Source organism: Roseovarius sp. SK2 (assembly GCF_028807495.1).
GTDB lineage: Bacteria > Pseudomonadota > Alphaproteobacteria > Rhodobacterales > Rhodobacteraceae > Roseovarius > Roseovarius confluentis.
In genome coordinates this window covers 41,777-67,297 of sequence record NZ_JARAMK010000004.1, presented here as the reverse complement: position 1 = coordinate 67,297, position 25,521 = coordinate 41,777, and the positions used below count along the sequence as shown (strand labels likewise).

Genomic DNA, 25,521 nt, shown 5'->3' with positions numbered 1-25,521 from the left:
GGTCATAGTTGGACGTGTGTGCGAGAAAACATTGGCTCTCGCTAACTTCCGGCAGCCATTTTTCCCGCCAGTTCCTTGCGCAGTTGAAGCACCAGCGCGACGGCATCGACGGCTGCGTCTTCGCCCCGTTCAAGTTGAAAGAGCATCAGCATTTCCTCGCCATCCTGCAGATCACCCTGCAGCGCATCCGTCGCGGCGTTACCTGTTCCCGATCCCATGAGGTTGCTTACGGAACGGATCGCGTCGCTGCAGCAGTCGATTATTTTCGTGCTGTCAACATCTTCGCTTTCATCGAGCGCATCGAACATCTTGCCCGCGTGGCGCTGCAGCACATCCACGGCCTCGGACAAAAGACCGATCGTTGTTTCATCACGCGCCTCGTCATCACGAGGTGCTTCACTCCGGAGATCCTGCGAAACGTCTGTCTCGGTCTCGCCCACAGGCGTTGGCGTTGCTTTAGGGGCCACGGGACGTTGTTCTGCGTCCGGCGGCATTTTGAGCGCGAGACGATCGAGGAAGACCCGCGCCTGGTCGATGTCGGCGGTCCTGCCGTGTCGGATGTGCCGAGAGACCAGTTGCATCAGGCTCTTGCCCCCACTGGCCGCCCACAACGGGTCATTGACGTGTTCTGCGCCGGTCTGCGCGGTGACGCCCTGAATGGTTGCAACCGGGAACATCCCGAGGAACTCGTTGCTGACGATGGGCTCCAGCCGCGCGATGTTGTCGTTCAACACATCGCGCATCAGCAGCTGATCCGCCTTTGTCAGGGCAAGAACACTGTGATCCTTGATGTGATCCGGAACCGCGGACCAGAGCCTCTGTTCTTCCTGGGTGAAATCCTGACTGCACCAGATAACGAGGTCAGCGCGCGAAATCACGGCTTCAAGCGCGCTCTGACGTTCCTCCTCCGTGCCGTCCAGACCGATTTCAATGTAGTCCTGCTGAATAAGGTTCGGATCGGGCAGTTCCTGGCGGACGCGCAAGGCGTCCGTGGGTATCTCGCACTGCTTCAGGAACCCCCGCACCATCGACACCGAGCCGTCCGCGCGTTCGATCAGGGCCTGTTCTGTGTCGCCGTACGAAAGTTCGAAGACCGGGACCGTTTGATCGTGTCCGACATCGGGATGTGCCGACATCATTTCAAGCAGCTTGGTTTTTCCGCTTCCCGCGAAACCGGTTACGACAACCTGCACCGGCCTGGTCAGGAGCGACAGAAGCCGCGCACCGCACCGCGCATAGGGTGGTGGCAGATTGCCACGGTCAAGCACGCGTCCAAGACGATCAATGACGGGGTCCAACTGCTCGGCGGTGTTCATTTTTTCTCCGATCTGCCTTACCCGGCCGCGGACTTGGATCGCCTTACGCGAGCCAAGATCGTAAGCGTTTCCGTTCTGCCGTTATCGAGGCGTTCGACGGTTTCATGCACGTCCGCAGGTTCTGCGAAGGCACCTTTCTTCAGCACTTTCACGACGCAGATTGCCAGATTGTCCTGTGCGGGATCATCCAGGTTCTTGATCTCTTCGGCCAATACGGCGCTGATCCTTTCGGCAGAGTTCTTGTGCTGGAACCTCAGCAAGCTTTCGATCTGTTCTTCCGAGATGAACTGGAGCCCATCACTCGCCGAGATCAGGATATCATCCTCGAAGAGCGTGAAAGCTACGTCGGGGCAGTCTATCTGATTGATGTCCTTGCCAATCAGAACCGACGTCAGACAGCTTTGGTCAGGGTGCTGCAGCGCGTCCTCGCGGTTCATGAGCCCGGACCCGACAAGATATTCGACCTGCGATGATAGCGCGTGGTTGTCGTTCAGGCGCGTCAGAGTTCCGTTGCGGAAAAGAAACAACGGAGAGTCTCCGACGGACACCCAGTACAAACGATCCTCTATGAAGATGGTCGCGAGCAGCGTTGCCCCCATGCCATGAGCCTCGGGATGGGATCGCGCGTAGAGCCCCACGCATTCATTGGCATTCAAGGCAGCCCCCTTGAGCGCGTCGCATACCCGCGACTCGAGAAGCTCCGGATCGCCGGATTGTAATTTCAGGCCGCTGAAGACCTCGGTGACGACGATCTTGCTGGCAATGTCACCAGCCTTGTGTCCGCCCATGCCATCCGCCAGAACGACAAAGCCGAATGGTTGGCCCGATAGAAAATCCGAAGCGAGTGCATCCTCTTGACGCTCGCGGCGCCCAAGCTCGGTGACCATCGCGGAGTCGTAGGTGAAATCAGCCTTGGTTTGCATAGGCCCGGCCCGCGTCTGTTTCCTGATCCCAGGAAAAGTCCTGGCAGCAGAGAGGCACAAACCGCAGCGACGTTTCGCCGATCATGATCGTGTCACCCGCCGCCAGTTCCTCGGTGCTCAAGACAGGTCTGTCATTCCGGCGAACGATGTTCGCCTTGCCGCCGTGTCCGATGAAAAAGCCTTTGTGCCGGGCGTCGTATGCAATCGAGGCATGGCCTGCGCGGGAAATGCTGTTGTCACCAAAGTCGAGACGCACGGTCTGATCTTCGCCCCGGCCGATCGTGCTGACACCCTGAAACAAGGTGAACGCCGATCCACGCCCGGGCCCGTCGACGACGATGAGCCAGCCGACGGGGAATGACGTGTAGGGCGCCTCACTCGCCTTGTCGTTATCCGACATTGGGTCCGTTTCCGTCTCCATTGCCGTGTTGAACCCGAGTAGCCTTGTCTTGACGCGTCCGTGACGGCTGGCACCGCGACCAACGGCCGGTTGCGGGACCTCGACGGCCGCGCGCGGCTCGGCGGCGAGTTGCGGGGCGGGACCGGCCTGCGCCATTGGCTCGGACGGGCCGGCAGGGCGCATGGACTGTTGTGGCATCCCGGCCCTTTGATGCGGTGCCGCGTCACTGGTCTCCATGGGGCCAGGTTCTTCCGTGAATTGCCCCGCGCCGACACTGGGTTCGGCAGGAAATGACGCTTGAGTTTTCGTACCGTCATTCACGCCGATGACGTCCGACGGGTCCAGATCTTCCTTCAACAACTCATCGAGTTGATCCGACGTGGCCTGCATGAAAGACGCGTCTGCCGTCTCTTCCACCTGAACGGACATCGTCGGATCCGCGTCTGCACCATGGTCCTGTGCGGCCGTTTGGCCGGAACGCGCCTCTGCGGCAGGTGTAGTGACCCCGGAACCGAAAACGTCATCCTCGACGTCCTCATAGGTCTCGAAGGAGTCGTCGTATTCGTCGAGAAAGAGGTTCGGCTCATCGGAGTTGGCGAAGAACTTTGCGACCTCCTCGCTCATGCCTGGATCCGCATCCGTCTCGTCTTGCAGCTGCGCCGGAGTTTCAATCTGGGTGTCGGACCCGGATGCGTCGTAGCCGGTATCAGAGCGGCGACCCAAAACAGCGGCGGAAGCGGCGGAAGACATATCTGGGACGCGCGCCTCGGGTGCAGCTGTGGTTGCCATCGGCATTGCGGAAGTCGAGAGGTCCGCCTGCCGTTTCTCGCCAATGATGTCGCGAATGAATTTCATGTTTTATCCTTTCTTTTATCTACTCACGCCAACCTGCCGTTGCGTTTTTTGGCGAGTCGTCTCAAAGCGCGCAGAAGCCCGCTGCCTGTTTTCCGTCGCGTGTCCGTATCCTCGGGTAAGGCCGATTGAGCGAGTAGCGAATCCTCGCCTGACTCGGCACGAGCCTGCTTGCGGATTTTTTTGCCGTCGTTTTCTTCAAGCCAACCTTCCAGATCTTCGATCGGCTGGCCGAATATATCGACCAGCTGCGAGGCTTCTTCAGTGGCTTCTTCCACCGGTTCCACGTCTTTCTTCGAGGTCTTCGGTTTGACCTTGGTGTTGGTGTCTTGAACCAGCGACGAGATCGTCGAAGCCAGTTCGTGGTCATCTTCCAATGCGTCCTGACAGGGTGCTGCGGCCATCGTGACAGGCCGTGCGGGCGCCTCGGTTGGCTGCAAGCCGGCATTGATGTTGGTGGAGAGGTCCGGCTGTGGCTCGGTAGCCGTGCCTATTTCCAAGCTGTCCAGCCATTCCTTCGCAGACTGAAAGCGATCCTTCTGCGCCACGGAAAGCGCCTTGTCGATCGCGGACAGAAAGCCCCTGTCGAACGCCCAGTTTCCAGTCGCGAGGGGTGTGTAGGGATCCGGCAATTCCGATGTCAGCGCGGCGATCCGCTTTTGACAATCGGGCGGCGCGTTTCCGGTGATCAGGTGATAGAATGTGGCGCCGACAGAGTAGATGTCGCTTGACGGTTTCTGGTCTCCGTCCGTGTAATAGAACTCGTGCGGCGAGTACCCGTCCTTCACGGCCATCATGTGTGACAGGGCCCGGGTTTGTCGTGCTTTCTCTTCGCTTGCGGCGCCGAAATCAATCATGGTCAACTTGTTGCTCGTGTCGACCAACAGGTTGTCCGGTGATATGTCGCGATGCAGCATACCCGTCCCATGCAGGTATTCCAGCGCACTGAGCGTTTCGCGAAGAAGGCTCTCGATAAGCTCGTCGGTCATGCGTTCGGGCTCGATTTCGAGCATCGTCAGAAGGTCCATGCCGTCGACGAAATCCATCGCGATGTAGGCGGTGTTGTTCTCCTGGAAGACCTGATGAATCTTCACGATATTGGGATGTTCGAACTTGGCCATGCGCAGTGCCTCACGCAGGAAGCTGCGAATGACCTTCTGGAACTGTTGCTGAAACTCGGGCTTGTGAGGTCGCACCTCGCCGTTCACACGGCGACAGATCGTGCTGGGAAAACACTCCTTGACCACGACCACCCGATCGAGGCTGTCGCGGGCAAGATAAGTCATTCCGAATCCGCCGCCGATCAGGTGCCGCTCTATCTTGTATTGGCCGTGAAGCAAGGTCTGACCCGGCGAAAGATCATCGGATTCGCAGTGACTCAGATTGGTCGCGTTGCTTTGCACGTCAGGGCTTTCCCGGGGCTTTCGAAGACTTTGAAGAAACTCAAAACACTCGGACAGACCCGCCGAAGTTGAGCGGACATTGTGATGAAAACATGGCGGTAGTCGTCCAAAGACTTGGCATTACGAAGAAATACGTTCGATATTTGGTTCCACATCTCCGCGTAGACCCCAAAGTTTGCGGATGAATGTCCGGTTCATTCGGTCTGTCGATCATTCCGCGCACGCGCAGCGTAGGTCGGCTTCCCGCCCTGACTGTCGGACCGTCGCGAAGGGCCCGAAGCGGCCGTGCGCACGTGTGTGGCGCTGAGCCGCATTGGCTGGCACCTTAAGACATGCGCCGCACGTGCGCGTTTTGGGCGAACCGAGATACGCATGTGTGGGACCTATGCGATTGGGTGTACGGCCCAGAATGTCGCGGAAGGCGACCGTAGATCAAAACTGGCTGGACGTTATATATGCAAGGAGGCCCAAAGTGTCTCTCAACTCTTTGCGTGATATTTGGCCGCCAAGGCACACGCGAAGGCTCTCGGACGGCTCGCCTGACACTGTAAAAGCATCCGACGGCATTATTCCAAGGCCGGTCCCGGCCATGCGTCCTATCACCTCGGCGCGACCGAGGCCCGTGGGCAAGCGTAGCCAGATATTGAACGCGTGTGGAAGGGACTCGTAATTCGAGGCTGAAAGAACCTGCGCCGCGATGGCCTGACGGGCCACGGTTTCTTCCCGGATGAAACGTCGTATCCGGTCGGCGGTGCCGTCGGTGATCCACCGTGTCGCCAGCGCCATCATGAGGGGCGAGGGCATTACCGAGATGAGCTTCAAGTTATGGGCCAGTTCGCGCGACGCGTGACTGTTGGGCGCGACCGTATAGGCCAACCGCAGCCCGGCACCGATGCATTTCGCCAAACCGCCGATATGCCAGACCAGATCGGGCGCGAAACTCGCCAGCGGCGCTGGCGGGTTGGGCGGGATAAAGCCATAGGCGTCATCCTCTATCAGGGGCAGCTTGCAGGAGGTTATGACTTCGGCAATCCGTTCGCGGCGGGCCAGGGAAATCGTCCGCGTTGTCGGATTCTGCAAGGTCGGATTCAGATAGAGCGCCTTCGGAGCGTGCTGCCTGATCGCGGCATCGAGCGCGTCAGTGTCGATCCCCTCCGCGTCTCCGGGCAGGCCGACGAGGCGCAGGCCAAGTCGTCCGGCGATGCTGCGCAGGCCCGGATAGGTAACATCCTCGCACAGGACCGTATCGCCGGGGCGCGCGATGCTCATCAGAATCGCCAGCATCGTCGGATGCGCACCCGGTGTGACGGCGATCCGATCCAGCGACGGCACCAGCCCGCGCAGAGACAACCACGTCGAGGCGGCATCCTTGTCGACCTGTCCGCCGGTTGCGGACTGATAGCGCAGCAGGTCGATCAGGTTTGCCGAGACCGTCTGCAAGCCCTCCTGCATCCGCTCGAGCAAGTCGGCGTCCTGAGGTTCGGGCGGCAGGTTCATGGTCAGGTCCGCGTCGGACTGTCTCCGCAACTCCGGCCGCTCGGCCTCTGCCGGGGCGCGGGCGACAAAGGTGCCGCGTCCGACATGGCTGTTGATCAGGCCCCGTCTGCGCGCCTCGGCATAGCCACGGGACACGGTGGTAAAGTCGATGCCAAGCCGATCCGCCAGCCGCCGCTGCGGCGGCAACCGGTCGCCCAGGCTGAGCGTGCCGTTCGCAACGCCCTCCGCTATGGCATCGGCAAGCTGAATATACCGGGCGGCGCCGTCAGGGCGTAATGTCGGGGTCCAAGATTGCATACAATATCCATACATTGATTCGTTGTGAATTGAAGCCCTTTGTATGGAAAAAAATGCGCCGCGAATTGTAGGTGTGCGGAAGTAGCTTTTTAATTGAGCATCTGCGCCTCAGAACTCAACGTATTGCGCTGCCAGTAGGGCCATTGTGAGCTTTATTGTATGGAAAATTGTATTTCCTATTGATTGCATTCTGTTTCGCTGGGCAGGTTGAGGGCATTCAACGCAACCGGCAAACGGCCAATCGGAGGATACGCATGCCCGCAGTCACAATGGACAAGCACAAGGACGGAGATTTCTTCGTCGACTATGAAGACAAGGTTTTCGAGGATGTTCAGGCGGAGGAAGGCCAGAAGGCGCTGGTCACCTTTCATACCGTCGCCTTCGAGGGTTCGATCGGTCTGGTCAACATCCTCAACGCCATCCGGCTCAACCGGAAAGGCTTCGAGACGTCGATCCTGCTTTATGGGCCCGGCGTGACCTTGGGCATCCAGCGCGGCTTTCCCACCCTTGGGGACGCGGCCTTTCCCGGGCATCAGAATTTCGCCGACAACCTCAAGAAGTTCATGGGCGAGGGCGGCAAGGTCTATGCCTGCCGCTTCGCGCTTCAGGCGCTTTACGGCCACGGCGAGCCGTCGCTGCTGGAGGGAATCATCCCGATCGCACCGCAGGACGTGCTGGACCTGAAGCTGCTCCATGTCCGCGACAATGCCGTGATCGTCGACACCTGGACGGTGTGAACGCCGTCAGCCGGGGCCGACGCTGGTCCCGGCGCAATTCACAAGAGTATCGGAGCCGTCATGCCCCGCCACGTCAAAGCCGCCGCCGTCCAGATCGCCCCTGACCTGACCAGCCGGGAAAAGACACTGGCGCGCGTGCTGGACGCCATTGATGAAGCCGCCGGACACGGGGCCGATCTGGTGGTGTTTCCAGAAACCTTTGTGCCGTTCTATCCCTACTTTTCCTTTGTCCTGCCGCCGGTGCAGCAGGGCAAACCGCACCTGCATCTCTATGAGCAGGCCGTCGCGGTGCCCTCGGATGACACGCGCCGCGTGGCCGAACGCTGTGCGCATCATGGCGTCGTCGTGGTGCTGGGCATAAACGAGCGCGACCACGGCTCGCTGTACAATGCGCAGCTGATCTTCGACGCCAACGGCACCCTTGTGCTCAAGCGGCGCAAGATCACGCCGACCTATCATGAGCGCATGGTCTGGGGGCAGGGCGACGGCTCTGGTCTTCAGGTCGTGGAGACGCGCGCGGGCCGCATCGGCGCGCTCGCCTGTTGGGAACACTACAATCCGCTCGCCCGCTACGCACTGATGACCCAGCACGAGGACATCCATGTCGCCCAGTTCCCCGGCAGCCTTGTCGGCGATATCTTCGCCGATCAGATCGAGGTCACGATGCGGCATCACGCGCTGGAATCCGGCTGTTTCGTGGTGAATGCCACCGGCTGGCTGACCGAGGAGCAGATCGCGTCCGTCACGCCCGATGAAGCCCTGCAAAAGGGCCTGCGCGGTGGATGCATGACCTGCATCATCACGCCCGAAGGCCGCCACGCGGTGCCGCCCCTGACCGAGGGGGAAGGCATCCTATATGCCGATCTCGACATGGCGCTCGTGACCAAACGCAAACGCATGATGGACAGCGTCGGGCACTATGCCCGGCCCGAGCTTTTGTCACTGCGCCACGACCCGACGCCGGTCGCCACACGCCATCTGGCCGCGCCCGAAACGCCATTTGAGCCCATACCGCTGGAGGATTGACCCCATGGCACAGACAGGTTCCCTGATCACCGATCTTCAGACCCGCGGCATGCGGATGGTCGACCCGCATGCCGGCGCCGACAGCCGCCGTGGCGGGGCGGGTCCGACCGATCACAAGGCGGTCACCATCGACGGGATGACCGTCATGATCCCGGTCCATACGCACTCCGCTTTCGATAGCCCCTATGTGGTCGATGCGCCCGACGCCGATGGACAGGCCAGGGTCACCAAGGACGGTGCGTTCTTTGCCGAGGTCAGCTTTCCCAAGCGGGCCAGTTTCCTCGATCTGGAGACGGCCGACGGCATTCCCTACGGTCACATCGCGCAGCTGCATTCCAAGGATGTGCTGGCCACGACCGTGCTGCAGACCTGCATCCGCTATGAAAGCCGCAAGAAGACCTGCAAGTTCTGCGCCATCGGCCAAAGCCTCGCCGCCGGGCGCACCGTCGCGCACAAGACGCCGGCGCAACTGGCCGAGGTGGCAGCCGCCGCCGTCCGGCTGGACGGTGTCAGGCACATGGTCATGACCACCGGCACGCCGGCGGGCAAGGATCGTGGCGCCAAGGTTCTGGCCGAGAGCGCAGAGGCCATCCGCGCCGCCGTCGACCTGCCGCTGCAAGGGCAATGCGAGCCGCCAGACGACGACGCGTGGCACCGCCGGATGAAGGATGCGGGCATCGACAGCCTGGGCATGCATCTGGAGGTCGTCACGCCAGAGCTGCGCGCGGAGATCATGCCGGGCAAGGCGACGGTGCCGCTGGAGAAGTATTTCGACAGTTTCGAAGCCGCTGTGGAGGTGTTCGGCTGGGGGCAGGTTTCGACCTATATCCTTGCGGGGCTGGGCGATACGAGCGAGGCCATTTTGGACATGTCCGAGCGTCTGACGGCAATGGGGGTCTACCCGTTCGTGGTGCCCTTCGTGCCGGTTTCGGGCACGCCGCTTGAAAGCCATCCGTCGCCCACGGCCGAGTTCATGCACAGCGTCCTGCCGCCGCTGGCCCGGATGATCCACGAGAACGGGATGCGGGCGGAGGATATCAAGGCCGGCTGCGGACGCTGCGGCGCGTGCTCGGCCCTGTCGGCCTTCGAAAAGTTTGCACCGCGCGAGAGGGTTCCGGCATGATCATCGAAAAGCCCGAGGTCTTTGTCACACCAGAATTCCTGATCCGTCAGGCCACGTTGCCGTGGGAGATCGGCGGTGCGGCGTCGCTGCGGCATCGCACCTTCGTGACCGAGCAGGGCATTTTCCCGGACCACGACCGCGACGAGGTCGACAAGGTCGCCTTGCCGCTGGTGGCGATCTCGACCATGGCGTCCGAGGCGGACGAGGTCGTGGGCACGGTTCGCATTCACGAGACCGATCCCCGGGTCTGGTGGGGCTCGCGCCTTGCCGTGGCGCCGGGCTATCGCCGGGTTGGGCGCTTGGGCGCAGAACTTATCCGGCTGGCGGTCGGCACGGCGCATGGGCGCGGGTGCAAGCTCTTCCTTGCCTATGTGCAGATGCAGAACGTGCCGTTATTTGAGAAGCTTAACTGGACCTCACTCGGTGAACGAGACCTGCATGGCCACCCGCATATGAAGATGCGCGCGGATCTGGCCGCCTATCCGCCGATCGAGGATCCGGCCCGCGGCTGGATGGCGCTTACGAAACGGCGGGCGGCGTGACGGATCTGGCGACCCTCACCGCCACGCTGGCCGCGCATCCGCACGTGACGGGCAAGCGCGATATCGAAATGGTCTGCCGCGCGCTCTGCCTCGGGCAGGAGAGCCCCGGACGCCCCGGCGACGACGCTGCCGCCCTGCGCGCTGGCGACGGCTGGCAGCTTTTGGCGACCGAAGGTTTCATGAACGAGTTCGTGGCCGACGCGCCGTGGTTCGCGGGCTGGTGCGCGGTCATGGTCAATGCCTCGGATATCGCCGCCATGGGCGGACGCGCTACGGCGCTGACCAATGCGCTTTGGGCGCCTGATGCCGAGGCCGCCGCCGAGATTCTGAAAGGCATGGCCGAGGCAAGCGCCGCCTATGGCATTCCGATCGTCGGCGGACATTCCAACCTGCGCACCGACCGGCCCCAGCTTGCCGCCAGCATGTTCGGCCACGCCAAGGCTCTGATCACCAGCTTTGATGCTGAACCCGGAGACCTGCTGATCGCGGCCATCGACCTGCGCGGCGCATACGCGGGAGAGAGTGACAACTTCCCGGCGTTCCTAGGCGTCGAGCCAGAGCGGCTGCGCGGCGATCTGACCCTGCTGCCTGACCTCGCCGAGGCCGGTCTGGTGCGCGCTGGAAAGGACATCAGCCAGGGCGGCATCGCCGGCACGTCCGTGATGCTGGCCGAATGTTCGGGCGTGGGCATCGAGATCGACATCAACGCAATCCCCAGACCCGCAGACACAGATCTGTCGCGCTGGATGACCACATTTCCCAGCTTCGGCTTTTTGCTCGCGGCCAAGCCGGCCGATGTGCCGACAATCTTGGATCGGTTCGGCGCGCGCGACATCGCCGCCGCCGCCATCGGGCGCATCACCGAAGGCAGCAAGGTCACTCTGCACGATGACACCGAACGTGCGACGCTCTGGGATCACGCCGTAGATCCCTATCTCGGCCTTGCACCAGAAAAGGAGCCCGCTCATGCCTGAAGTCACTTTTCGCATCCGCTGGCCCGATGGCAGGGAAGACACCTGTTATTCCCCGTCCACCACGATCCACGAGCATCTGACAGCCGGAAAGAGCTATCCGCTGTCCGAGTTCCTGAAGCGCAGTGAGACCGGGCTCGAACACGCCGCGCGCCGCGTCGAGGCCAAGTTCGGCTTCCGCTGCTCGTCGGCAGACGCACAGGCCGCCTCGATAAAGGCCCGCGCCGCCGATTTTTCCCCCGAGGAGACCGTCACATGCCTGTCGATAACGTAAGACCTATCCCCCAATCTCGCACACAGATCCCGGTGGTCATCATCGGTGCAGGCCAGGCGGGGCTTTCGGCCTCGTGGTACCTTTGTCGCGATGGCGTCGAGCACGTTGTGCTGGAGCGCAACACCCGCTTTCACGCCTGGAAGAACCAGCGCTGGGACAGCTTCTGCCTTGTCACGCCCAACTGGCAATGTCGTCTGCCGGGATTCCCCTACAAGGGCGACGACCCGGAAGGCTTCATGCTCAAGGACGAAATCGTCGACTATGTCGAAGCCTTCGCCGACAGCTTCGACGCCCCGCTGCAAGAGGGCGTCGCCGTCACCCGCGTCGCACAGACCGACGAGGGACGGTTCGAGGTGGACACCGACGACGGGCTTTGGCTGGCCGAGCATGTGATCGTGGCCTCCGGCGGGTATGATCGACCGATAATGCCACCCTTTGCCGCTGATCTCGACCGATCCATCACGCAATTGCATACACGCGACTATCAGCGCCCCGAGAATATTCCCGAGGGCAAGTGCCTTGTGGTTGGCACCGGTCAGTCGGGTGTGCAACTGATGGAGGATTTGCGCATCGCCGGGCGCGATGTGGCGCTGGCCGTGGGGCCGGCCCCGCGCAGCCCCCGCATGTACCGGGGGCGCGATGCCACGGACTGGCTGCATGAGATGGGTTATTATGAGCGAACTATCGACCAGCAGCCCGACCCAAGGGCGACCGAGGCCAAGACCAACCATTACATGTCCGGCCGCGATGGCGGCCACGAGATCGACCTGCGCCAATTCGCGTTGGATGGATTGCAGCTTTATGGGTCTGTGACAGGCATGGAGGGCACGTCGATCACGTTTGCCTCCAACCTGGAAAAGAACCTCGATGATGCGGACGAAAGCTATGTCGGCATCCGCAAGATGATCGACGCGTATATCGACGAGACCGGGATCGACGCACCCGAAGAACCGCCGTTCGAAAAAGTCTGGCGCCCGGAGACAGAGATCACCCGGATAGATGCCGCGGAGGAGGGCATCACGTCGATCCTGTGGTGTATCGGGTTCCGCCCGGATTATGGCTGGTTGCAGGTCGACTGCTTGGATGACACCGGTCGGCCCATCCATCAGCGCGGGGTCTGTGACCTGGATGGCGTCTATTTTCTCGGGTTGGGTTGGTTGCACACTTGGGGTTCTGGCCGGTTCCTCAGCGTGGGCGAAGACGCGGCTCATGTGGCCAGCTGCATCATCCGCCGACTGAGCGAAGGCTCGAAAGGCCGAAGATTCGGATGACAAGGCTTGTGGCGCCTTGCGGTGTCGGCGTGGACAAGCCCGCCGCAGATACTGACCCTGGGTGCATGGAATACTCAGTAAGAGCCATGAAAGGTCTTCAAGAGATCCTTCGATGGGGCAATGCCCTCGACGCATGAAACCAGCGTTCCCGCCATCATCTCGATCAGCGTGACTCTGCACAGATAGTCCGGTTTCCGCGCGGCCTTGTCACGTTCGCGCACCAATTCTCCTCGCGAGCTGCACACTGGACAGCGTTGGCCCGAGGGCGCGACCGCTACAGAAACTCCGATGACTTCGCCCCGAGCGACTTCATTGTTGGTCAGCTCAGGCGCTCCTTCACCAGGGTGGGGCAGGCTCATGGGGCGAGAGACGTCTTGCTTGCTTTAGTATCTGCCTAAATACTTGGCGTTGACCGTTCCAAAGCGCTTACGCATCGGTCAAAGTCCGATCAATTGCCGTTTGAGACGTTTTTACGCCGCGCTCTGCTGCAGTCTGCGCAGCGCTCGGGTAGCCTGACCCCAGCACCGTCGACGAAGACTTGACCGGCGCTGACCTAAGAGCGGTCGTGGCGAAACGGAAGATCGCCGTCGACGCGCCAAAGACAAAGACCGGGGTTCTAAAAAGGAGCGATACGCCTGAGCACGTGTTCAGGTCGGATAGTCGCCGCCCCAAAGACAGAAATCCACCTGCCCCTATGAGGGGAGCATGTCGGAACGCGTTATTCGTTTTCCGTCTCACCCGTGTAGGGCAAAGGAGCAAGACGATTTATGGACACACTCTTGGAGACCGCGGAGCTGCGAAACGAGCTGGACTTGCCGGAGAAAGATGCCCGACACGTGCTGCATCCCTGGGCGGATTTGCAGGCGCTCGGCAAGCAACAGGCTCTTGTCATGAATTCCGCCAAGGGCGTGCGCGTGCGCGATACCGAAGGCAAGAGCTATCTTGATGCGATCGGTGGCATGTGGTGCATGACGGTGGGCTATGGCTGCGAGGAACTGGCAGATGCCATAGGCGAGCAGGCGCGAAAGATGGCCTATTACACCGCCTTTGGAGACGTATCGAGCGAACCGGCCGCGATGCTGGCAGAGACCTTGGCGGAGCTGTCGCCCGGGGACCTGAACAGGGTGCATTTCACGACCGGCGGATCCACGGCCGTGGAATCGGCTGTGCGGACCGCGCATTACTATTTCTCAGCTCAGGGCAGGCCCGAGAAGCGGCATGTCTTGTCTCGCGTCAACGCCTATCACGGCGGCACCTACCTGACCCAGTCACTGTCGGGCAAGGCGGCGGACAGAACGCATTTCCACTACGAAACGGAATTTGTACACCATCTGTCCAGCCCCGGTCACGACCCGGACCGGGATTCAATAAGTGCCGAAGGTCGCCTGAAGGAACTGCTGGAAGAGATGGAGGCCGAGATCCGGCGGCTCGGGCCGGAAAACGTGGCCTGCTTCGTTGCTGAGCCGATCCTCGCCTCGGGCGGCGTGCTGACGCCGCCTGACGGATACCAGAAGGCCACTTTCGATCTGTGCCGCAAGTACGATATTCTTTACGTTTCAGACGAGGTCGTCACCGGTTTCGGTCGCTTGGGCCATTTCTTCGCGTCCGAGGCGCGGTTTGGAATAATCCCGGACATGATCGTGACGGCAAAAGGCATAACATCGGGATATCAGCCGCTTGGTGCACTGCTTGTGTCTGATCGGATCGCCGAAGCCGTTTCTGATGCCGCCCCGGAAGATAAGCCCGTGTTCTCCAATGGTTTCACCTATTCCGGGCATCCGGTCGCGTGCGCTGCGGCACTGACGAACATCAAAATCATGAAGCGCGACGATATCTGTGGCCACGTTCAGGATGTCGGTCCCTACTTCATAAGTCGGCTGCGAGAGTTGCTTTCGTCGTCCATCGTCTACACCGTGCGCGGCGATCACCTCATGGCTTGCGTAGAATGCTGGACCGGAGAAGAAGCGGGTCCGAATGCGCAGAATATGGCGCTCGCTGCGCGCGTCGATGCCTATTGCCAGGAAGCCGGGCTTCTTGTGCGGCCCTACGAGAACCTCTGCATCCTGTCGCCACCGCTTGTCATTTCGCGCAGCGAAATCGATGAGATCGTCGCCATTCTGGAGAACGCTCTGACGCGCGCAGCCGAAGATCTGGCTGCCGGAAAGATATGAGGTTTCCCTCACCATCAACACTCGTTCGCATTCTTTCATAAACAAAAAAGGACAGACCATGCCCCAACCGACCACTTTTCTCGATTGCCGAGGCCTCTCAAACGCGTTGACCGTTCTGCGGATCAAACAGGCAATGATCGGCAGAGCAGATTGCGGGTTGCCGATTGATGTTCTGGTAGACGGATCCTGCTGCGATGCTGAGCGGGTCTCCGCGAGCCTGACTGGCGAAAGCACCGATGTGCAGCTTTTGTATTGTGCCGAAAGCAATCCTGAAGTGGTGCAGGGTGAGACCAGGAACGGAGGCGTTGCGGCGCATGTCTGAAGCCGCGACCGTCCCGCAATCCGATACCCCGAAGGAAGAAAAGGGTGATGGCGAACCGCCGGAAATTTCAACTGCTTGGTGGACGCGCGAAGATCTTTGCTACCGGACGGGACGCCTGCATCTGGGACGTTCTGACCTGGAAACGGTCGCGGAGAAAGTGGGAACGCCTGCCTATGTCATTCGAGCTCCGAGAGTTCTGGAGAATGCCCAACGACTAACAAAGGCGCTTGATGCGGTCGGCGTGCGGCACAGGCTTTATTACGCGATCAAAGCCAACCGGACACCGCAATTGCTGTCCTACCTTGCCGCGCAACGAGCGATCGGCGCAGATATCTGTTCGCCGGCGGAGCTTCTTCATGCTTTGGCCTGCGGTTTCGAGGAAGAACACATATCTTTCACGGCCACGTCCTTGGCCCCGTCCGATCTGGAAACCATCTCACGATTTGATCGCCTGAACATCAACCTGGACTCGCTCTCGGCGCTGCAAAGCTTCGGAGAACGCTGTCCCGGTCGCGACATTGGGATCAGGATCAATCCGGACCGGGGCATAGGCTACGGTGGCAATGACATGCTGCAATACAGCGGAGTCGAGGCGACCAAGTTCGGCATCTACATAGACCGGCTGCCTGAGGCGATTGACATCGCTCGCAAACACGACCTCCGTATCACGCGCGTGCATTTCCATGCCGGATCCGGATACCTTGACCGCGAGTTGTCGCAATTATCCGAGGTGCTGGCGGCCAGCCGAGAGTTTCTGTCCAGACTGCACGACGTGACAGAGGTCAACATTGGCGGTGGCCTGGGGGTGCCACACAAGTCTGACGACAAGCCGCTTGACCTCGAAAGGTGGGCATCCACGATCGCGGACGCATTCGCCGGGACCGGCCTCACAGTAGCGGTAGAGCCGGGGGACTACCTGGTCAAGGATGCGGGCGTGCTTCTGACACGCGTGACCTATGCCGAACGCCGCCGAGAGGTGGAGTTTCTGGGTCTCGATGCAGGTTTCAACCTCGCTATGGAGCCCGCCTTTTACGGCCTTCCTTGCGAACCGGTCCCGGTCACGCAGCGCAATGCGCCAATGGTCCGTTACACCGTGGTCGGCAACGTCAATGAGGCTTTGGACAAATGGGCAGAGAACCATGCCATGCCTGCACCGGAGCCGGGGGACGTCGTCGCGTTGATCAATGCTGGAGGATATGCCGCTGCAATGCGGTCGGATCACTGTATGCGCGGTACTGCGCAAGAAGTGTTGCTGCTCGACTGACTGCACTTGCACGAGAGCCAAAAGAATACCGCCGATACGAGGGACAGAACAAATGACCGACTTCAAAACGCCCGATAGCGTTTCCGCCACTCGAGAAACGGCCGTGACGCCGCACGCTCCGGGGTTCGCGTTCGATCCGACCGACCCCTGGACCGAAACGTTTCAAAGGGGAATCGAAAAGGCCGGGTTGGCTGGCAAGCGGGTCTACGAGGTGGGCATCGGAACGGGGATCAATGTCGCATTCATGCTTCAGATCTGTGACGCAATTTCCGTGGCGGGCAGCGATCTGGACCCCCGGCTTGCCGATCTCGCGGCGCGCAATGTTCGGGATCTTGCGCCAAAAAAGGCGGACCGGTTCCATGCCGTTCCCGGTGCGGTCAGCCTTATTGACAGCCCGGAGGCCCAAGAGCAGATCGCGAAAACCGATATTGTCGTCGGCTGTCTGCCGCAAGTGGGCACTCCCGACGATTTGCGACTCGAGGCATTTCGCAAGGCCCAGAAGGCAAAACTGGCAGACGGAGCCAACACGCGCGATGAAGATCACATTGCGCATTATTATCCTTGGGGGGAGTTCGATTCCTTTCCCTTCAACTCCGTCGGGCTTGGTCTGAACGAAGCGCTCTTGCGCCGCGTCAAGGCGGCGGCGCCCACGGCCGATGTGATCTTGAATTTCGGGGCGCGGGTCGGATGCTCCGTGTTGTTCGAACTTTTCGAGGCCAATGGCTATGAGCCCGAGAAACTTCATTCTCAGATCGTCTTGCAGCACGCCGGTACGGATATTTCGTTCTTTGTCGCCTTGGAGAATGCTCTGGCGAAGACCGGTCTGGAACGCGAATTCACATGCGAGTTCTACGCCGACCCCGAAGGCAGGACCCGCTTAAGCGCCAGAGAGGTCCAGGCGCGCATCGATGCCGATCCCAAGGTAGAAGTCTATCATGAGGTTTGTGTCATCCGCGGTCGATCCGTTTCGAATTAAGCCAATACTGGGCAGGCATCCGGTGACAGCACCTCCCACCGGCCGAACCTGACACCAGCGACGGCCTTTACGGCGAAATGGCTGATTTGTTCACCCCGAACATGGCCCGTGGACAATTGTTCGAGGGCCGCGTTCCGCCTGGCACACCGCTCCATCCCTTGGGACTGGGTTTTGAATACGACCTCGTACAATGGCGCATGGCTGAACCGACCATGGCCTTCCGCCGTCAGGTGATTGCGCAGGCTTTCGCCCGGGGCATTCTAAGGCCAGGAGACCTACGTTAGGGGCAGGATTGATCGACTTTGTAACCGCCTGATTGATTGATCGAAAACCGGGCGGTGACATATTTGATGTTTGGCAAAAGCGCCAACGTGAACGCGGAAGTGCAATAGCTAAGTGAACAACTGAAGTGGTCGATCTAACAGTGCCGGTACCGAAGTGTGGTTCTTTAGCTTTGATGCGACGGACTTCGGCGTTTGGGCGGTTGGGACGAACACCTCGTGCCGTCTGTTTGTTCTACAGGCTCACCTAACGCCTGAAGCTACGGATATCGTCCGCCGAAAGGGCATAGCCGATCTCGGCCAGTTGGGTGGATCGCGACGCCGTGCCGAACATGCCGGTGACCGTCACGGGCTCGAACATTCCGGAGCTTTCATAAGGTGTGCCGGTGGTCACGAAGACAAGCTGGTTCGCTGGAGGCGGAGGCACGTGGATGCAGGCGCCGACATACGGCACCAATATGAACGCGGTGACGCCGGTACCGTCGTGGTCGAGCGGCACGATAAAGCCTGAAAGTTGAACGATCTTGCCGGTCCAGTCGGTGCGGATGCCCTTCGATGGCGGCTGGCGTGCGGCCATGCTGCTTTCGTCGTGCGGCAGGATGCCTTGCAGGTTGCCGGGCAGAGACGTGTCATTCTCGGGCAGAAGGTCGCGCCATTCCAACGCGATCACCGTGTCGGCCAGCGCCTGTCCGGCAATTCCTGACGCCGCGAGGGACAGAAGCAGCGCCCGACGAGTCGGGCCTTTCACTGCCATTCGTAGACTTCGATCTGTTCGGCGGTCATCTGGTATCCGACATCCGCGATCTGCGTCTTCATGGACTTCGCCGACAGACGCCCCGAAACCCAGACCGGATCCCACAGCGAGTCGCTGGGCCAAGGAGTCTTGGTGGTGACAAAAACCAGCTGGTTGGGCGGCGGCGGGGGCGTGTGGATGCAGGCGCCCACGTAAGGCACGAGCATGAAGCTGGTCACGCCTTGCGCAGTGACGTCGAACGGGATGATGTAGCCGGGCAGCTTGACCGCCTTGCCGTTCAGACGGGTGTTCATCCGCCACGCGTTGCGGTCGTATTCAGGCACCCAGGTGTCATTGGCCTCGTCGATCTTGCCGGGGCCGATGATCTCGCCATAGGGCACGCCCTTGGGGATCAGGTCTTCCCACATGATTTCCCGGAACGGGTTGGCCATGGCCCGGCCCGGAAGCAGGGTTGCCGAGAGCATGGCCAGGACGGCCCGGCGAGAGGGATGCGCGTGTCTCATATCCTGACCATCATGCCATCAGACAGCGACAGGCGGTAGGCCCTGATGGCCGGAAACAGGCTGACAAGCGCCGCCGCGACAATCACACCGGCGAGAGTGGCCAGCTCCCGCCCGGTCGGCGGCGCGATCGGCAGCCAGAGGCCAAAGGCGCTGTCCACCACCGGCTGCGCCAGCGCCAGCCCGGCGTAAAGCAGTGCCAGGCCCAGCAGTGCGCCCAGGGCGGCCATCAGCGCCGCTTCCAACACGAGCAGGCCGAGGATGGTAGACGGGCGCGCGCCCATGGCCCGCCAGATCGCCATTTCCCGACGGCGTTCGTTGAGCGAGGAGAAGATCATTGCCATCATCCCCAAGAGGGCCGTCACCACCACCATCGCCGACACGCCGATCAGCGCGGTCTCGGCCACCCCGACGATCTGCCACAGTTCCTGCAAGGCGACGCCGGGCAGGACCGCCAGCAGCGGCTCTTCGGGATAGGTGTTGATCCAGCGTTGCAGGCCGAAGATCTGCAGCCGCGACTTGACCCCGACCAGCGCGGCCGTGACCGTCGACGGCGACAGGTCCATCTGACGTATCTGCTCGACCGGTGTGCTTTGGCCGGGAATTTGTGCACCGGATTGCCAGTCGACATGGATCGCCTCGATGGCCTCCAGGCTGACGATGACGGTGCGGTCCACCGGGGTGCCGGTGCGGTCGATGATGCCGGCCACGCGAAAGGGCTGATCGTCGTGATGGGTAAAGGACGCGAGCCCGTGTGACACGACGATCGGGCCGCCCACCGCATAGCCCAAAGTTGCCGCGACCTCGGCACCGATGACCGCGTCGTAAAGATCGTCCAAACCGTGGCCATTGCCGATCTCCAAAGACCGGCCACCGCGATACTTGTAGTGCTCGAAAAACGCCTGCGTGGTGCCCATCACCCGGAACTGGCGGTGGCTGTCACCAAGCGATATGGGCACGATCCAGTCCACCTCGGGCCAGTTGGCGATATCCTGGTAGCTTTCCCAGGTCACGTTGTTGGTGGCGTTGCCAATCCGGAACACCGAATACAGCAACAGCTGAACCGGGCCCGAGCGCGCCCCGAGGATCAGGTCGGTGCCCGAGATCGTGTCGGCGAAACTGGCCTTGGCACCCGTGCGCACCTTCTCAACCCCGAGAAACAGCGCGACCGACAGGGCGATGGCCAGCACCGTCATGCCGACGGTCAGGGCGCGCGCCATGAGGGAGCCGAAGGCAAGGCGCAGGATCATGCGGCCAGCCTTTCGACAGAGGCGATGTCAGCGAGGCGTACCACCCGGTCGAACCGCGCGCCCAGCCGTTCGTCATGGCTGACCATCAACAGCGACGATCCGGCCGCCGCGATCTGATCGAACAAAAGGCCCAGAAACGCATCCTGTGTCGCCGCATCCAGCGCCGAGGTCGGCTCGTCCGCGACGATCAGGGGCGGCTGGCCGATCAGGGCGCGGGCCACGGCGACCCGCTGTTGCTGACCGACGGAAAGGCGCCCCGCCTTGGCCTCGACAATATCCGAAGACAGACCAAGCGCCGCGCAAAGCTTTGCCGCATCGCCTGCCTCGGATCGCTTGCGCCGCTCCGGCGCGAACTTCAAAGGCAACAGGATGTTGTCCGACACGCTGGCATAGGGCAGCAGGTTGAACTGCTGGAAGATGATGCCGACCCGCTCGGCCCGGAACCTGTCGCGCGCGCCGGCCCGCAGGCTGGCAAGGTCGGTGCCGGCCAGATCCACCCGGCCTGCATCGGCAGTCACGATCCCGCAGACCAGCGACAGGAGCGTGGACTTCCCAGATCCGCTTTCGCCCAGCAGAAGAACGCTTTCCCCGCGGTCCAGCCGGAACTCCGGCACCGACACCCCGAAGGACGCCCGCCCCGGCCAGCGGAACCGGACGTCTTGCAGGGTCAGGGCCGGGTCCGCCATCGCTACTCGAACGAGACTTCGGCGGCACCGGGAGTCAGTTCCGCCGTGCCCGCGCCGGTCTCGGTCACGTATTGCACCTCGATTTCCTCGGCATTGGCGAACCGCTCGAAGAACGGGAAGCCCACGCTGGTCAGCGCGTCCTCGTCGTCGCAGGCAAAGCCGTAGGTCACGTGGAACGCGCTGTGCCGCACTTCGTCTGCGTGCTCTTCGTGGTCGTGATCATGCCCTTCGCCTTCGGCGTGGTCGTCATCATGCGCGTGGTCATCCCCCTCGTGCATGTGCTCGTCATCATGATCACCGGTGTGCAAGTGGGCCAGAACCTCGGTCAGGCGACATCCCGCGTCTTCGGGCAGCGTCACGATCTCTTCCGGTGTCAGGAATTGCCGGATCGCAGTTGCTACCGCCTCCTTGTCCTCGGCAGAACTCGCCTCGTGCTCGAAGCCGACGATGTCCATGCCCGGCGACAGGATGTTGATCTCGATCGCACCGTGTTCGACCGCGATTTCGACGGTCGAGACGCCGTGCACATGCGCGTCCAACTCGCGTGTGTCCTGCGCCAGTACGGGCGCGGCAAGAGTGGTGGCGGCCAAGGCCAGGTAGATCGGTCTCATGACAGGTCCTTTCAGGTTTCATTGATGAAGTCAGATGCGCGTCGTTGCAACGTCGTCAAAGCGGTATGGTCGTTCAAATCCGCGTGGTTTCTGAAGATTTCAGCGACCGGATCTCGATCTGCACGTCGAGATCAAGCGTGCCACACGCCAGCGCGGGCGGAAACACGGGGCGTTTCATGTATGTCGGTCCTCGCGGCCTCGTGACATCTCTATAGTGCTGACCGGACAGGTCAGCCTGTCGCGGGCCAGCGTGATCCGCTCGGCCCGGTCGAGCCGAGCCAGGATCGCGTCGGGCGCCGCGCCCTCGGCCCGCGCCTTTTGCCAGATGCGGCGGCATGAGGCGGGCGACCACGCCAGCGCCGCTTGTCTCATCCAGTTGCGCAGCGGCGGCGGCAAAGCGTCGAAATCGCGCATCGGGTCGCTGCGACGGCGACGGCGCAGGCTTGTGGCGATGTTGCGGCTCATGACTCGGCGTCCGGATCGGTGACCGGGTCCAGCGCCAGCATCAGGCGGGTTTCGCCGGTGCCCTCTATCGGCGGAGATCGGTGCATTAGATGCGGATCGGGTTGCGCCGGCCAGAGCGTGCCGCGCATGACGAAGGGCGATCCGGTCGGAACCGTATGGATGGTGGCCGGCACATCGTTGCGCGCCACACCGTATTGCGTGCCGGTGCCGCGATAGGTGCAGACCAGCCGGGCCGTGACCCTGTCGATGTGGAACCGGCGGCAGGCATTGGTCGTCACCACGTCCAGCCGCAGCCTCAGCCACTTGGCACGAGTCATCTCACCAAAGGTGGCCGCCAGCGCCGCGATATCGTCGATAAGGATCCGGCGCTCGGGCGCGTCGGGCAGTCCCGTCTCGTCGCAGGCCAGAGTGACGGCCGAGGCAATTTCGCCCGGTCGCACGAGGACGCGGGCTGCGGGAAGCATTTCGGCGGGAAGGGTCTCCAGCCAATGCAGCACGGTTTCGGGAAGCCTGCGCTGGCAGATCACGCCACCGACACCCGGCAGCCTGATCGCGCCCATGTCCTCGGGGCCGTTGACGCTCAGCACGCCCGACCCGGCGCCTTTTGGAACAATCGGATGCAGGGTCATGACGCCCTCCGCCACGCGGGGAACGGATCAGGCAGATCGGGCAGGCTGTCCGGCCCCGGTGCCACGTTCGCGGGCACCAGTGCCGAATCCAGCCGTGCCTTCAGCGCGGGCCAGTCGATACCTGCGCCGATGAACACGATTTCCTGCCGGCGGTCGCCCCATGGCGCTTGCCAGTGCGCCCGCAGGTACTCCTGCGCGCCGGCGTGATCGGGGTGCCGCTCCTTCGGGACCGTGGCCCACCATTGGCCCAGCGGCGTGACCGATGACAGCGCCCCGGCGAGTGAGAACTCCGCCACCCAGTCGGGCCGGGTGGCGATCCAGAAATGCCCCTTGGCCCGAATCACGCCGGGCAAATTGCCATTGAGGATTTCAAGAACCTTTTCGGGGTGGAAGGGCTGCCGCGCGCGATAGACGAAGGAGGCGACGCCGTATTCCTCGGTCTCCGGCACGTGGTCGGCAAAGCCGTAAAGCTCCTTGGCCCACATCGGGTGCTCATGCGCTTTCTCGAAATCGAAAAGTCCGGTGTCGAGGATGGCGTCCGCGGCAACGTCGGAATGATCGGTCTCGATGATCCGGGCGTCGGCGTTCAGGCTGCGGATGATCTTGCGTGCTGCATCGGTGCGCTCGGGCCCTGCGTCGGAGACTTTGTTGAGCACCACGACATCGGCGAACTCGATCTGGTCGGTCAGCAGGTGGACCAGCGTGCGCTCGTCCTCCTCGCCCATCGTCTCGCCACGGTCGCTGAGGAAATCGTGGCTGGAATAGTCGTTCAGCAGGTTTACCGCGTCGACCACCGTGACCATCGTATCGAGGCGCGAGACGTCCGACAGGCTTTCGCCCGCCTCGTCGCGGAAGTCAAAGGTCGCGGCCACGGGCAGCGGCTCTGAAATGCCGGTCGATTCGATCAGCAGATAGTCGAAGCGTCCTTCGCCGGCGAGCCTGCGAACCTCGTCCAGAAGGTCGTCGCGCAGAGTGCAGCAGATGCAACCGTTGGACATCTCGACCAGCGTCTCGTCGGTGTGGCTGAGGTTGGCGCCGCCTTCGCGCACAAGGTCGGCGTCGATGTTCACCTCGGACATGTCGTTGACGATGACCGCAACACGCCGGCCCTCGCGATTGTTGAGGACGCGGTTCAGGAGCGTCGTCTTCCCGGCGCCAAGAAAGCCGGAAAGCACGGTGACGGGGAGGCGGGGGTGTGGATCTGCGTTCATGTAGGCTCCTGTTTGGGATTGGAATCGCTGGTCGGTTGGGAATGCTGTGCTGGCACCCGGACAGACCCAGGCGGCGAAACCCGCGCTCCGGCGACCCGGCCAGCGCCAATCGACCAACTCGTTTCTGGAGTAATATCTAGAATGATACTATATAACATAACAATGTTATCTTATAGCATTTCGGGAAACACAAGGGGTTGAATGCTTGGTCATGGCTCGAATCGTCGTTCAGAGCAAAAAGCGGTCATTCGAAATGTCCCCAGCGAACGACCTCTTTCCGCCCTTCAGAACTCAAAACGCTTTGTCAGGACGAAGCAGACACTGATTGAGAGGCATTTTTGCCGAAACCAGAAACGCTGAAAGGTGATCAGATTTAGGTGCACAGCTTATGATGGCCTGTGCCTTTGAAATGCGTATCGGGGCCCCGTGTTGCGGCCCCGATTGCCTTGTATGGTTCAGAGGAACTTTACCGCTGTTATGAGAAGTTGCCCGATTATCCAGAGAGTGGCGCTTTTGTACGTGGTACGCCAACGAAGCCGATATGGATCCATGGGACGACAGCCGACGTGTTTGGCTACCGCATCAAGGTCCTCAATATGGGCCTGACGCAGAACGCACTTGCGCATTATCCTGCATGCGGCCACTCGAGCCGGGTCGGTTGCCGCAGGATCGAGCTTATCGTGGTAGTGTGACATGCTTGGCGACAAAGTCGGAGCCGAGGCGTGTGCCCGGAACTTCATGAGTTCCATCCACTGTGCGGCAAACCGGATGAGGGTGCGCGCAGTATCGAGCGCGTTTTGCCCATTCACTGACATTTGGTCTAAGTGGCGATCCCGCGAGGACTCGAACCCCGAACCTGCTGATTAGAAGTCAGCTGCTCTATCCAGTTGAGCTACGGGACCGCTTGGCAAAAAGCCTTACCCAAGCGCGCATGCGAATTCAAAGGCGAAATGACGCGAAAGGGTCGTCGGGATACCCCACGCCGGCAAGATATAGCCCCTGAGGCGGGCAGACCGGGCCGCAGGCGGTGCGGTCGCGGGCGTCGAGCGCGGTTTTGACCTGATGCGGTGACCAGGCTCCGGCGCCGACGCGTTCCAAAGTACCGACTATGCTGCGCACTTGGTTGTGCAGGAATGACCGGGCGCGCAGGCGGAACTGGATTTCCGGACCGGAGAGGCCGTCGACCTGCGAAATGACGATGTCGTCCAGTGTTTTCACCGGGCTTTTCGCCTGGCAGATGGTCGAGCGGAAGGTGGTGAAGTCGTGATGCCCCACAAGATGCGCCGCGCCTTCGCGCATGGCCTCGACATCCAGAGGGTTCTGCACCCGCCAGACCAGCCCCTTGTCATGGGTGGCCGGGGCGCGGCGGATCAGCAGACGAAAGAGGTAGCGGCGCTCGACCGCCGAGAACCGGGCGTGCCAGTCGTCGGTGACCTGCGCGCAATCGAGGATCGCGACGGGCAGGGGTTTCAGGTGATAATTCAATGCCTCTGACAGGCGAAAGGGGTCCCAGTCCTTGACCATGTCGCACTGGGCGACCTGCGCCAACCCGTGCACGCCCGCATCCGTCCGGCCCGCCGCCGCAATCGTGTGCGGGCCCGGTTCCAGCCGCGCCAGCGCGTCCTCGATCGTGCCTTGCACCGAAGGCTGATCGGCCTGTCGCTGCCAGCCGGCGAAGGGCGCGCCGTGATATTCGACTTTCAATGCATAGCGGGGCATGAAAAGCCCTTAGCGTGACCGGCGGCGGGGAACAATCCCCCAACGCTCCC

At 61.7% G+C, this 25,521-nt stretch carries 26 protein-coding genes and 1 tRNA gene; 11 read left to right on the top strand and 16 right to left on the bottom strand.

The features are described 5' to 3' along the window. Nucleotides 1-41: 41 nt before the first annotated feature. The 5 genes from PVV74_RS09510 to PVV74_RS09490 form a co-directional block, all read right to left on the bottom strand. A complete protein-coding gene (locus tag PVV74_RS09510) occupies nucleotides 42-1,316 on the bottom strand; it encodes a hypothetical protein (RefSeq protein WP_274593007.1) in 1,275 nt (424 codons plus the stop codon). A gap of 17 nt (nucleotides 1,317-1,333) precedes the next feature. Further along, nucleotides 1,334-2,239: a PP2C family protein-serine/threonine phosphatase gene (locus PVV74_RS09505; RefSeq protein WP_274593006.1), complete on the bottom strand. Its 906-nt coding sequence runs from the start codon at nucleotides 2,237-2,239 to the stop codon at nucleotides 1,334-1,336. Further along, nucleotides 2,223-3,494, bottom strand: a complete 1,272-nt coding sequence (locus PVV74_RS09500; RefSeq protein ID WP_274593005.1) for an FHA domain-containing protein — start codon at nucleotides 3,492-3,494, stop codon at nucleotides 2,223-2,225. Before PVV74_RS09500 ends, PVV74_RS09505 begins: the two co-directional genes overlap by 17 nt. Nucleotides 3,495-3,517: 23 nt before the next feature. Then, nucleotides 3,518-4,894, bottom strand: a complete 1,377-nt coding sequence (locus PVV74_RS09495; protein ID WP_274593004.1) for a serine/threonine protein kinase — start codon at nucleotides 4,892-4,894, stop codon at nucleotides 3,518-3,520. Nucleotides 4,895-5,326: 432 nt separating this feature from the next. Beyond that, a complete protein-coding gene (locus tag PVV74_RS09490) occupies nucleotides 5,327-6,688 on the bottom strand; it encodes an aminotransferase-like domain-containing protein (protein ID WP_274593003.1) in 1,362 nt (453 codons plus the stop codon). 254 nt (nucleotides 6,689-6,942) lie between these two features. On the opposite strand from PVV74_RS09490, the gene PVV74_RS09485 reads away from it, so the two are divergent. The 7 genes from PVV74_RS09485 to PVV74_RS09455 are packed head-to-tail and all read left to right on the top strand — an operon-like array spanning nucleotide 6,943 to nucleotide 12,632. Continuing rightward, a complete protein-coding gene (locus PVV74_RS09485; protein ID WP_103763367.1) occupies nucleotides 6,943-7,425 on the top strand; it encodes an MSMEG_0572/Sll0783 family nitrogen starvation response protein in 483 nt (160 codons plus the stop codon). Nucleotides 7,426-7,485: 60 nt separating this feature from the next. Then, the gene (locus PVV74_RS09480) at nucleotides 7,486-8,451 is read left to right on the top strand and encodes a Nit6803 family nitrilase (RefSeq protein ID WP_274593002.1); all 966 of its coding nucleotides are present in this window, start codon (nucleotides 7,486-7,488) and stop codon (nucleotides 8,449-8,451) included. A gap of 4 nt (nucleotides 8,452-8,455) precedes the next feature. After that, nucleotides 8,456-9,574, top strand: a complete 1,119-nt coding sequence (locus PVV74_RS09475; RefSeq protein WP_103763369.1) for an MSMEG_0568 family radical SAM protein — start codon at nucleotides 8,456-8,458, stop codon at nucleotides 9,572-9,574. Beyond that, on the top strand, nucleotides 9,571-10,116 hold the full coding sequence (locus PVV74_RS09470; RefSeq protein WP_103763370.1) for an MSMEG_0567/Sll0786 family nitrogen starvation N-acetyltransferase: 546 nt from the start codon (nucleotides 9,571-9,573) through the stop codon (nucleotides 10,114-10,116). Before PVV74_RS09475 ends, PVV74_RS09470 begins: the two co-directional genes overlap by 4 nt. Next, complete coding sequence (locus PVV74_RS09465; protein WP_245890481.1) at nucleotides 10,113-11,090, top strand: sll0787 family AIR synthase-like protein; 978 nt, start codon at nucleotides 10,113-10,115, stop codon at nucleotides 11,088-11,090. The genes PVV74_RS09470 and PVV74_RS09465 overlap by 4 nt, the downstream gene beginning before the upstream one ends. Further along, a complete protein-coding gene (locus PVV74_RS09460; RefSeq protein WP_103763459.1) occupies nucleotides 11,083-11,361 on the top strand; it encodes an MSMEG_0570 family nitrogen starvation response protein in 279 nt (92 codons plus the stop codon). The genes PVV74_RS09465 and PVV74_RS09460 overlap by 8 nt, the downstream gene beginning before the upstream one ends. Then, entirely contained in the window at nucleotides 11,343-12,632 is a 1,290-nt protein-coding gene (locus PVV74_RS09455) for an MSMEG_0569 family flavin-dependent oxidoreductase (protein WP_274593001.1), read from the top strand. Before PVV74_RS09460 ends, PVV74_RS09455 begins: the two co-directional genes overlap by 19 nt. A gap of 74 nt (nucleotides 12,633-12,706) precedes the next feature. On the opposite strand, the gene PVV74_RS09450 is transcribed toward PVV74_RS09455, so the two are convergent. Continuing rightward, on the bottom strand, nucleotides 12,707-12,853 hold the full coding sequence (locus tag PVV74_RS09450; protein ID WP_274593000.1) for a hypothetical protein: 147 nt from the start codon (nucleotides 12,851-12,853) through the stop codon (nucleotides 12,707-12,709). Nucleotides 12,854-13,399: 546 nt separating this feature from the next. Here PVV74_RS09450 and PVV74_RS09445 point away from each other — a divergent pair. From PVV74_RS09445 to PVV74_RS09430, 4 genes are read left to right on the top strand one after another with little or no spacing between them, the layout of a single operon-like run. Beyond that, the gene (locus PVV74_RS09445; RefSeq protein WP_274592999.1) at nucleotides 13,400-14,803 is read left to right on the top strand and encodes an aminotransferase; all 1,404 of its coding nucleotides are present in this window, start codon (nucleotides 13,400-13,402) and stop codon (nucleotides 14,801-14,803) included. Nucleotides 14,804-14,861: 58 nt separating this feature from the next. Beyond that, a complete protein-coding gene (locus PVV74_RS09440) occupies nucleotides 14,862-15,125 on the top strand; it encodes a hypothetical protein (RefSeq protein ID WP_146050032.1) in 264 nt (87 codons plus the stop codon). Beyond that, nucleotides 15,118-16,389 carry a diaminopimelate decarboxylase gene (locus tag PVV74_RS09435; protein WP_274592998.1) on the top strand — a complete coding sequence of 424 codons (1,272 nt, stop codon included), beginning with the start codon at nucleotides 15,118-15,120 and terminating at the stop codon, nucleotides 16,387-16,389. Before PVV74_RS09440 ends, PVV74_RS09435 begins: the two co-directional genes overlap by 8 nt. A 52-nt stretch (nucleotides 16,390-16,441) precedes the next feature. Beyond that, complete coding sequence (locus PVV74_RS09430; protein ID WP_274592997.1) at nucleotides 16,442-17,365, top strand: hypothetical protein; 924 nt, start codon at nucleotides 16,442-16,444, stop codon at nucleotides 17,363-17,365. Between the two features lie 528 nt (nucleotides 17,366-17,893). Here PVV74_RS09430 and PVV74_RS09425 read toward each other — a convergent pair. From PVV74_RS09425 to truA, 10 genes are all read right to left on the bottom strand, one after another. Further along, entirely contained in the window at nucleotides 17,894-18,400 is a 507-nt protein-coding gene (locus tag PVV74_RS09425; protein WP_103763375.1) for a DUF3299 domain-containing protein, read from the bottom strand. Further along, on the bottom strand, nucleotides 18,391-18,903 hold the full coding sequence (locus tag PVV74_RS09420) for a DUF3299 domain-containing protein (RefSeq protein WP_274592996.1): 513 nt from the start codon (nucleotides 18,901-18,903) through the stop codon (nucleotides 18,391-18,393). The genes PVV74_RS09425 and PVV74_RS09420 overlap by 10 nt, the downstream gene beginning before the upstream one ends. Then, nucleotides 18,900-20,150, bottom strand: a complete 1,251-nt coding sequence (locus PVV74_RS09415; protein WP_274592995.1) for an ABC transporter permease — start codon at nucleotides 20,148-20,150, stop codon at nucleotides 18,900-18,902. Before PVV74_RS09415 ends, PVV74_RS09420 begins: the two co-directional genes overlap by 4 nt. Beyond that, entirely contained in the window at nucleotides 20,147-20,836 is a 690-nt protein-coding gene (locus PVV74_RS09410; RefSeq protein WP_274592994.1) for an ABC transporter ATP-binding protein, read from the bottom strand. Before PVV74_RS09410 ends, PVV74_RS09415 begins: the two co-directional genes overlap by 4 nt. Before the next feature lie 2 nt (nucleotides 20,837-20,838). Further along, a complete protein-coding gene (zrgA, locus tag PVV74_RS09405) occupies nucleotides 20,839-21,447 on the bottom strand; it encodes a zinc uptake protein ZrgA (RefSeq protein ID WP_274592993.1) in 609 nt (202 codons plus the stop codon). A 174-nt stretch (nucleotides 21,448-21,621) separates the two neighbouring features. Then, complete coding sequence (locus tag PVV74_RS09400) at nucleotides 21,622-21,912, bottom strand: DUF6525 family protein (protein ID WP_274592992.1); 291 nt, start codon at nucleotides 21,910-21,912, stop codon at nucleotides 21,622-21,624. Then, complete coding sequence (locus PVV74_RS09395) at nucleotides 21,909-22,541, bottom strand: DUF1826 domain-containing protein (protein ID WP_103763462.1); 633 nt, start codon at nucleotides 22,539-22,541, stop codon at nucleotides 21,909-21,911. Before PVV74_RS09395 ends, PVV74_RS09400 begins: the two co-directional genes overlap by 4 nt. Further along, complete coding sequence (locus tag PVV74_RS09390) at nucleotides 22,538-23,752, bottom strand: GTP-binding protein (protein WP_274592991.1); 1,215 nt, start codon at nucleotides 23,750-23,752, stop codon at nucleotides 22,538-22,540. Before PVV74_RS09390 ends, PVV74_RS09395 begins: the two co-directional genes overlap by 4 nt. A gap of 825 nt (nucleotides 23,753-24,577) precedes the next feature. After that, nucleotides 24,578-24,654: transfer RNA gene (locus PVV74_RS09385), tRNA-Arg, on the bottom strand. A 37-nt stretch (nucleotides 24,655-24,691) separates the two neighbouring features. Next, nucleotides 24,692-25,471, bottom strand: coding sequence for a tRNA pseudouridine(38-40) synthase TruA (gene truA, locus PVV74_RS09380; protein ID WP_274592990.1), 780 nt, complete (start codon nucleotides 25,469-25,471; stop codon nucleotides 24,692-24,694). Nucleotides 25,472-25,521: the final 50 nt, after the last annotated feature.

What these genes read in the sequence shown, in the direction of transcription:
- PVV74_RS09470 (WP_103763370.1), top strand. Translation starts at nt 9,571, where the DNA reads ATGATCATCGAAAAGCCCGAGGTCTTTGTCACACCAGAATTCCTGATC.
- PVV74_RS09475 (WP_103763369.1), top strand. Translation starts at nt 8,456, where the DNA reads ATGGCACAGACAGGTTCCCTGATCACCGATCTTCAGACCCGCGGCATG.
- PVV74_RS09455 (WP_274593001.1), top strand. Translation starts at nt 11,343, where the DNA reads ATGCCTGTCGATAACGTAAGACCTATCCCCCAATCTCGCACACAGATC.
- PVV74_RS09460 (WP_103763459.1), top strand. Translation starts at nt 11,083, where the DNA reads ATGCCTGAAGTCACTTTTCGCATCCGCTGGCCCGATGGCAGGGAAGAC.
- PVV74_RS09400 (WP_274592992.1), bottom strand. Translation starts at nt 21,912, where the DNA reads ATGAGCCGCAACATCGCCACAAGCCTGCGCCGTCGCCGTCGCAGCGAC.
- PVV74_RS09505 (WP_274593006.1), bottom strand. Translation starts at nt 2,239, where the DNA reads ATGCAAACCAAGGCTGATTTCACCTACGACTCCGCGATGGTCACCGAG.
- PVV74_RS09420 (WP_274592996.1), bottom strand. Translation starts at nt 18,903, where the DNA reads ATGAGACACGCGCATCCCTCTCGCCGGGCCGTCCTGGCCATGCTCTCG.
- PVV74_RS09510 (WP_274593007.1), bottom strand. Translation starts at nt 1,316, where the DNA reads ATGAACACCGCCGAGCAGTTGGACCCCGTCATTGATCGTCTTGGACGC.
- PVV74_RS09490 (WP_274593003.1), bottom strand. Translation starts at nt 6,688, where the DNA reads ATGCAATCTTGGACCCCGACATTACGCCCTGACGGCGCCGCCCGGTAT.
- truA (WP_274592990.1), bottom strand. Translation starts at nt 25,471, where the DNA reads ATGCCCCGCTATGCATTGAAAGTCGAATATCACGGCGCGCCCTTCGCC.
- PVV74_RS09410 (WP_274592994.1), bottom strand. Translation starts at nt 20,836, where the DNA reads ATGGCGGACCCGGCCCTGACCCTGCAAGACGTCCGGTTCCGCTGGCCG.
- PVV74_RS09480 (WP_274593002.1), top strand. Translation starts at nt 7,486, where the DNA reads ATGCCCCGCCACGTCAAAGCCGCCGCCGTCCAGATCGCCCCTGACCTG.
- zrgA (WP_274592993.1), bottom strand. Translation starts at nt 21,447, where the DNA reads ATGAGACCGATCTACCTGGCCTTGGCCGCCACCACTCTTGCCGCGCCC.
- PVV74_RS09500 (WP_274593005.1), bottom strand. Translation starts at nt 3,494, where the DNA reads ATGAAATTCATTCGCGACATCATTGGCGAGAAACGGCAGGCGGACCTC.
- PVV74_RS09415 (WP_274592995.1), bottom strand. Translation starts at nt 20,150, where the DNA reads ATGATCCTGCGCCTTGCCTTCGGCTCCCTCATGGCGCGCGCCCTGACC.
- PVV74_RS09425 (WP_103763375.1), bottom strand. Translation starts at nt 18,400, where the DNA reads ATGGCAGTGAAAGGCCCGACTCGTCGGGCGCTGCTTCTGTCCCTCGCG.
- PVV74_RS09395 (WP_103763462.1), bottom strand. Translation starts at nt 22,541, where the DNA reads ATGACCCTGCATCCGATTGTTCCAAAAGGCGCCGGGTCGGGCGTGCTG.
- PVV74_RS09430 (WP_274592997.1), top strand. Translation starts at nt 16,442, where the DNA reads ATGACCGACTTCAAAACGCCCGATAGCGTTTCCGCCACTCGAGAAACG.
- PVV74_RS09445 (WP_274592999.1), top strand. Translation starts at nt 13,400, where the DNA reads ATGGACACACTCTTGGAGACCGCGGAGCTGCGAAACGAGCTGGACTTG.
- PVV74_RS09435 (WP_274592998.1), top strand. Translation starts at nt 15,118, where the DNA reads ATGTCTGAAGCCGCGACCGTCCCGCAATCCGATACCCCGAAGGAAGAA.
- PVV74_RS09390 (WP_274592991.1), bottom strand. Translation starts at nt 23,752, where the DNA reads ATGAACGCAGATCCACACCCCCGCCTCCCCGTCACCGTGCTTTCCGGC.
- PVV74_RS09440 (WP_146050032.1), top strand. Translation starts at nt 14,862, where the DNA reads ATGCCCCAACCGACCACTTTTCTCGATTGCCGAGGCCTCTCAAACGCG.
- PVV74_RS09485 (WP_103763367.1), top strand. Translation starts at nt 6,943, where the DNA reads ATGCCCGCAGTCACAATGGACAAGCACAAGGACGGAGATTTCTTCGTC.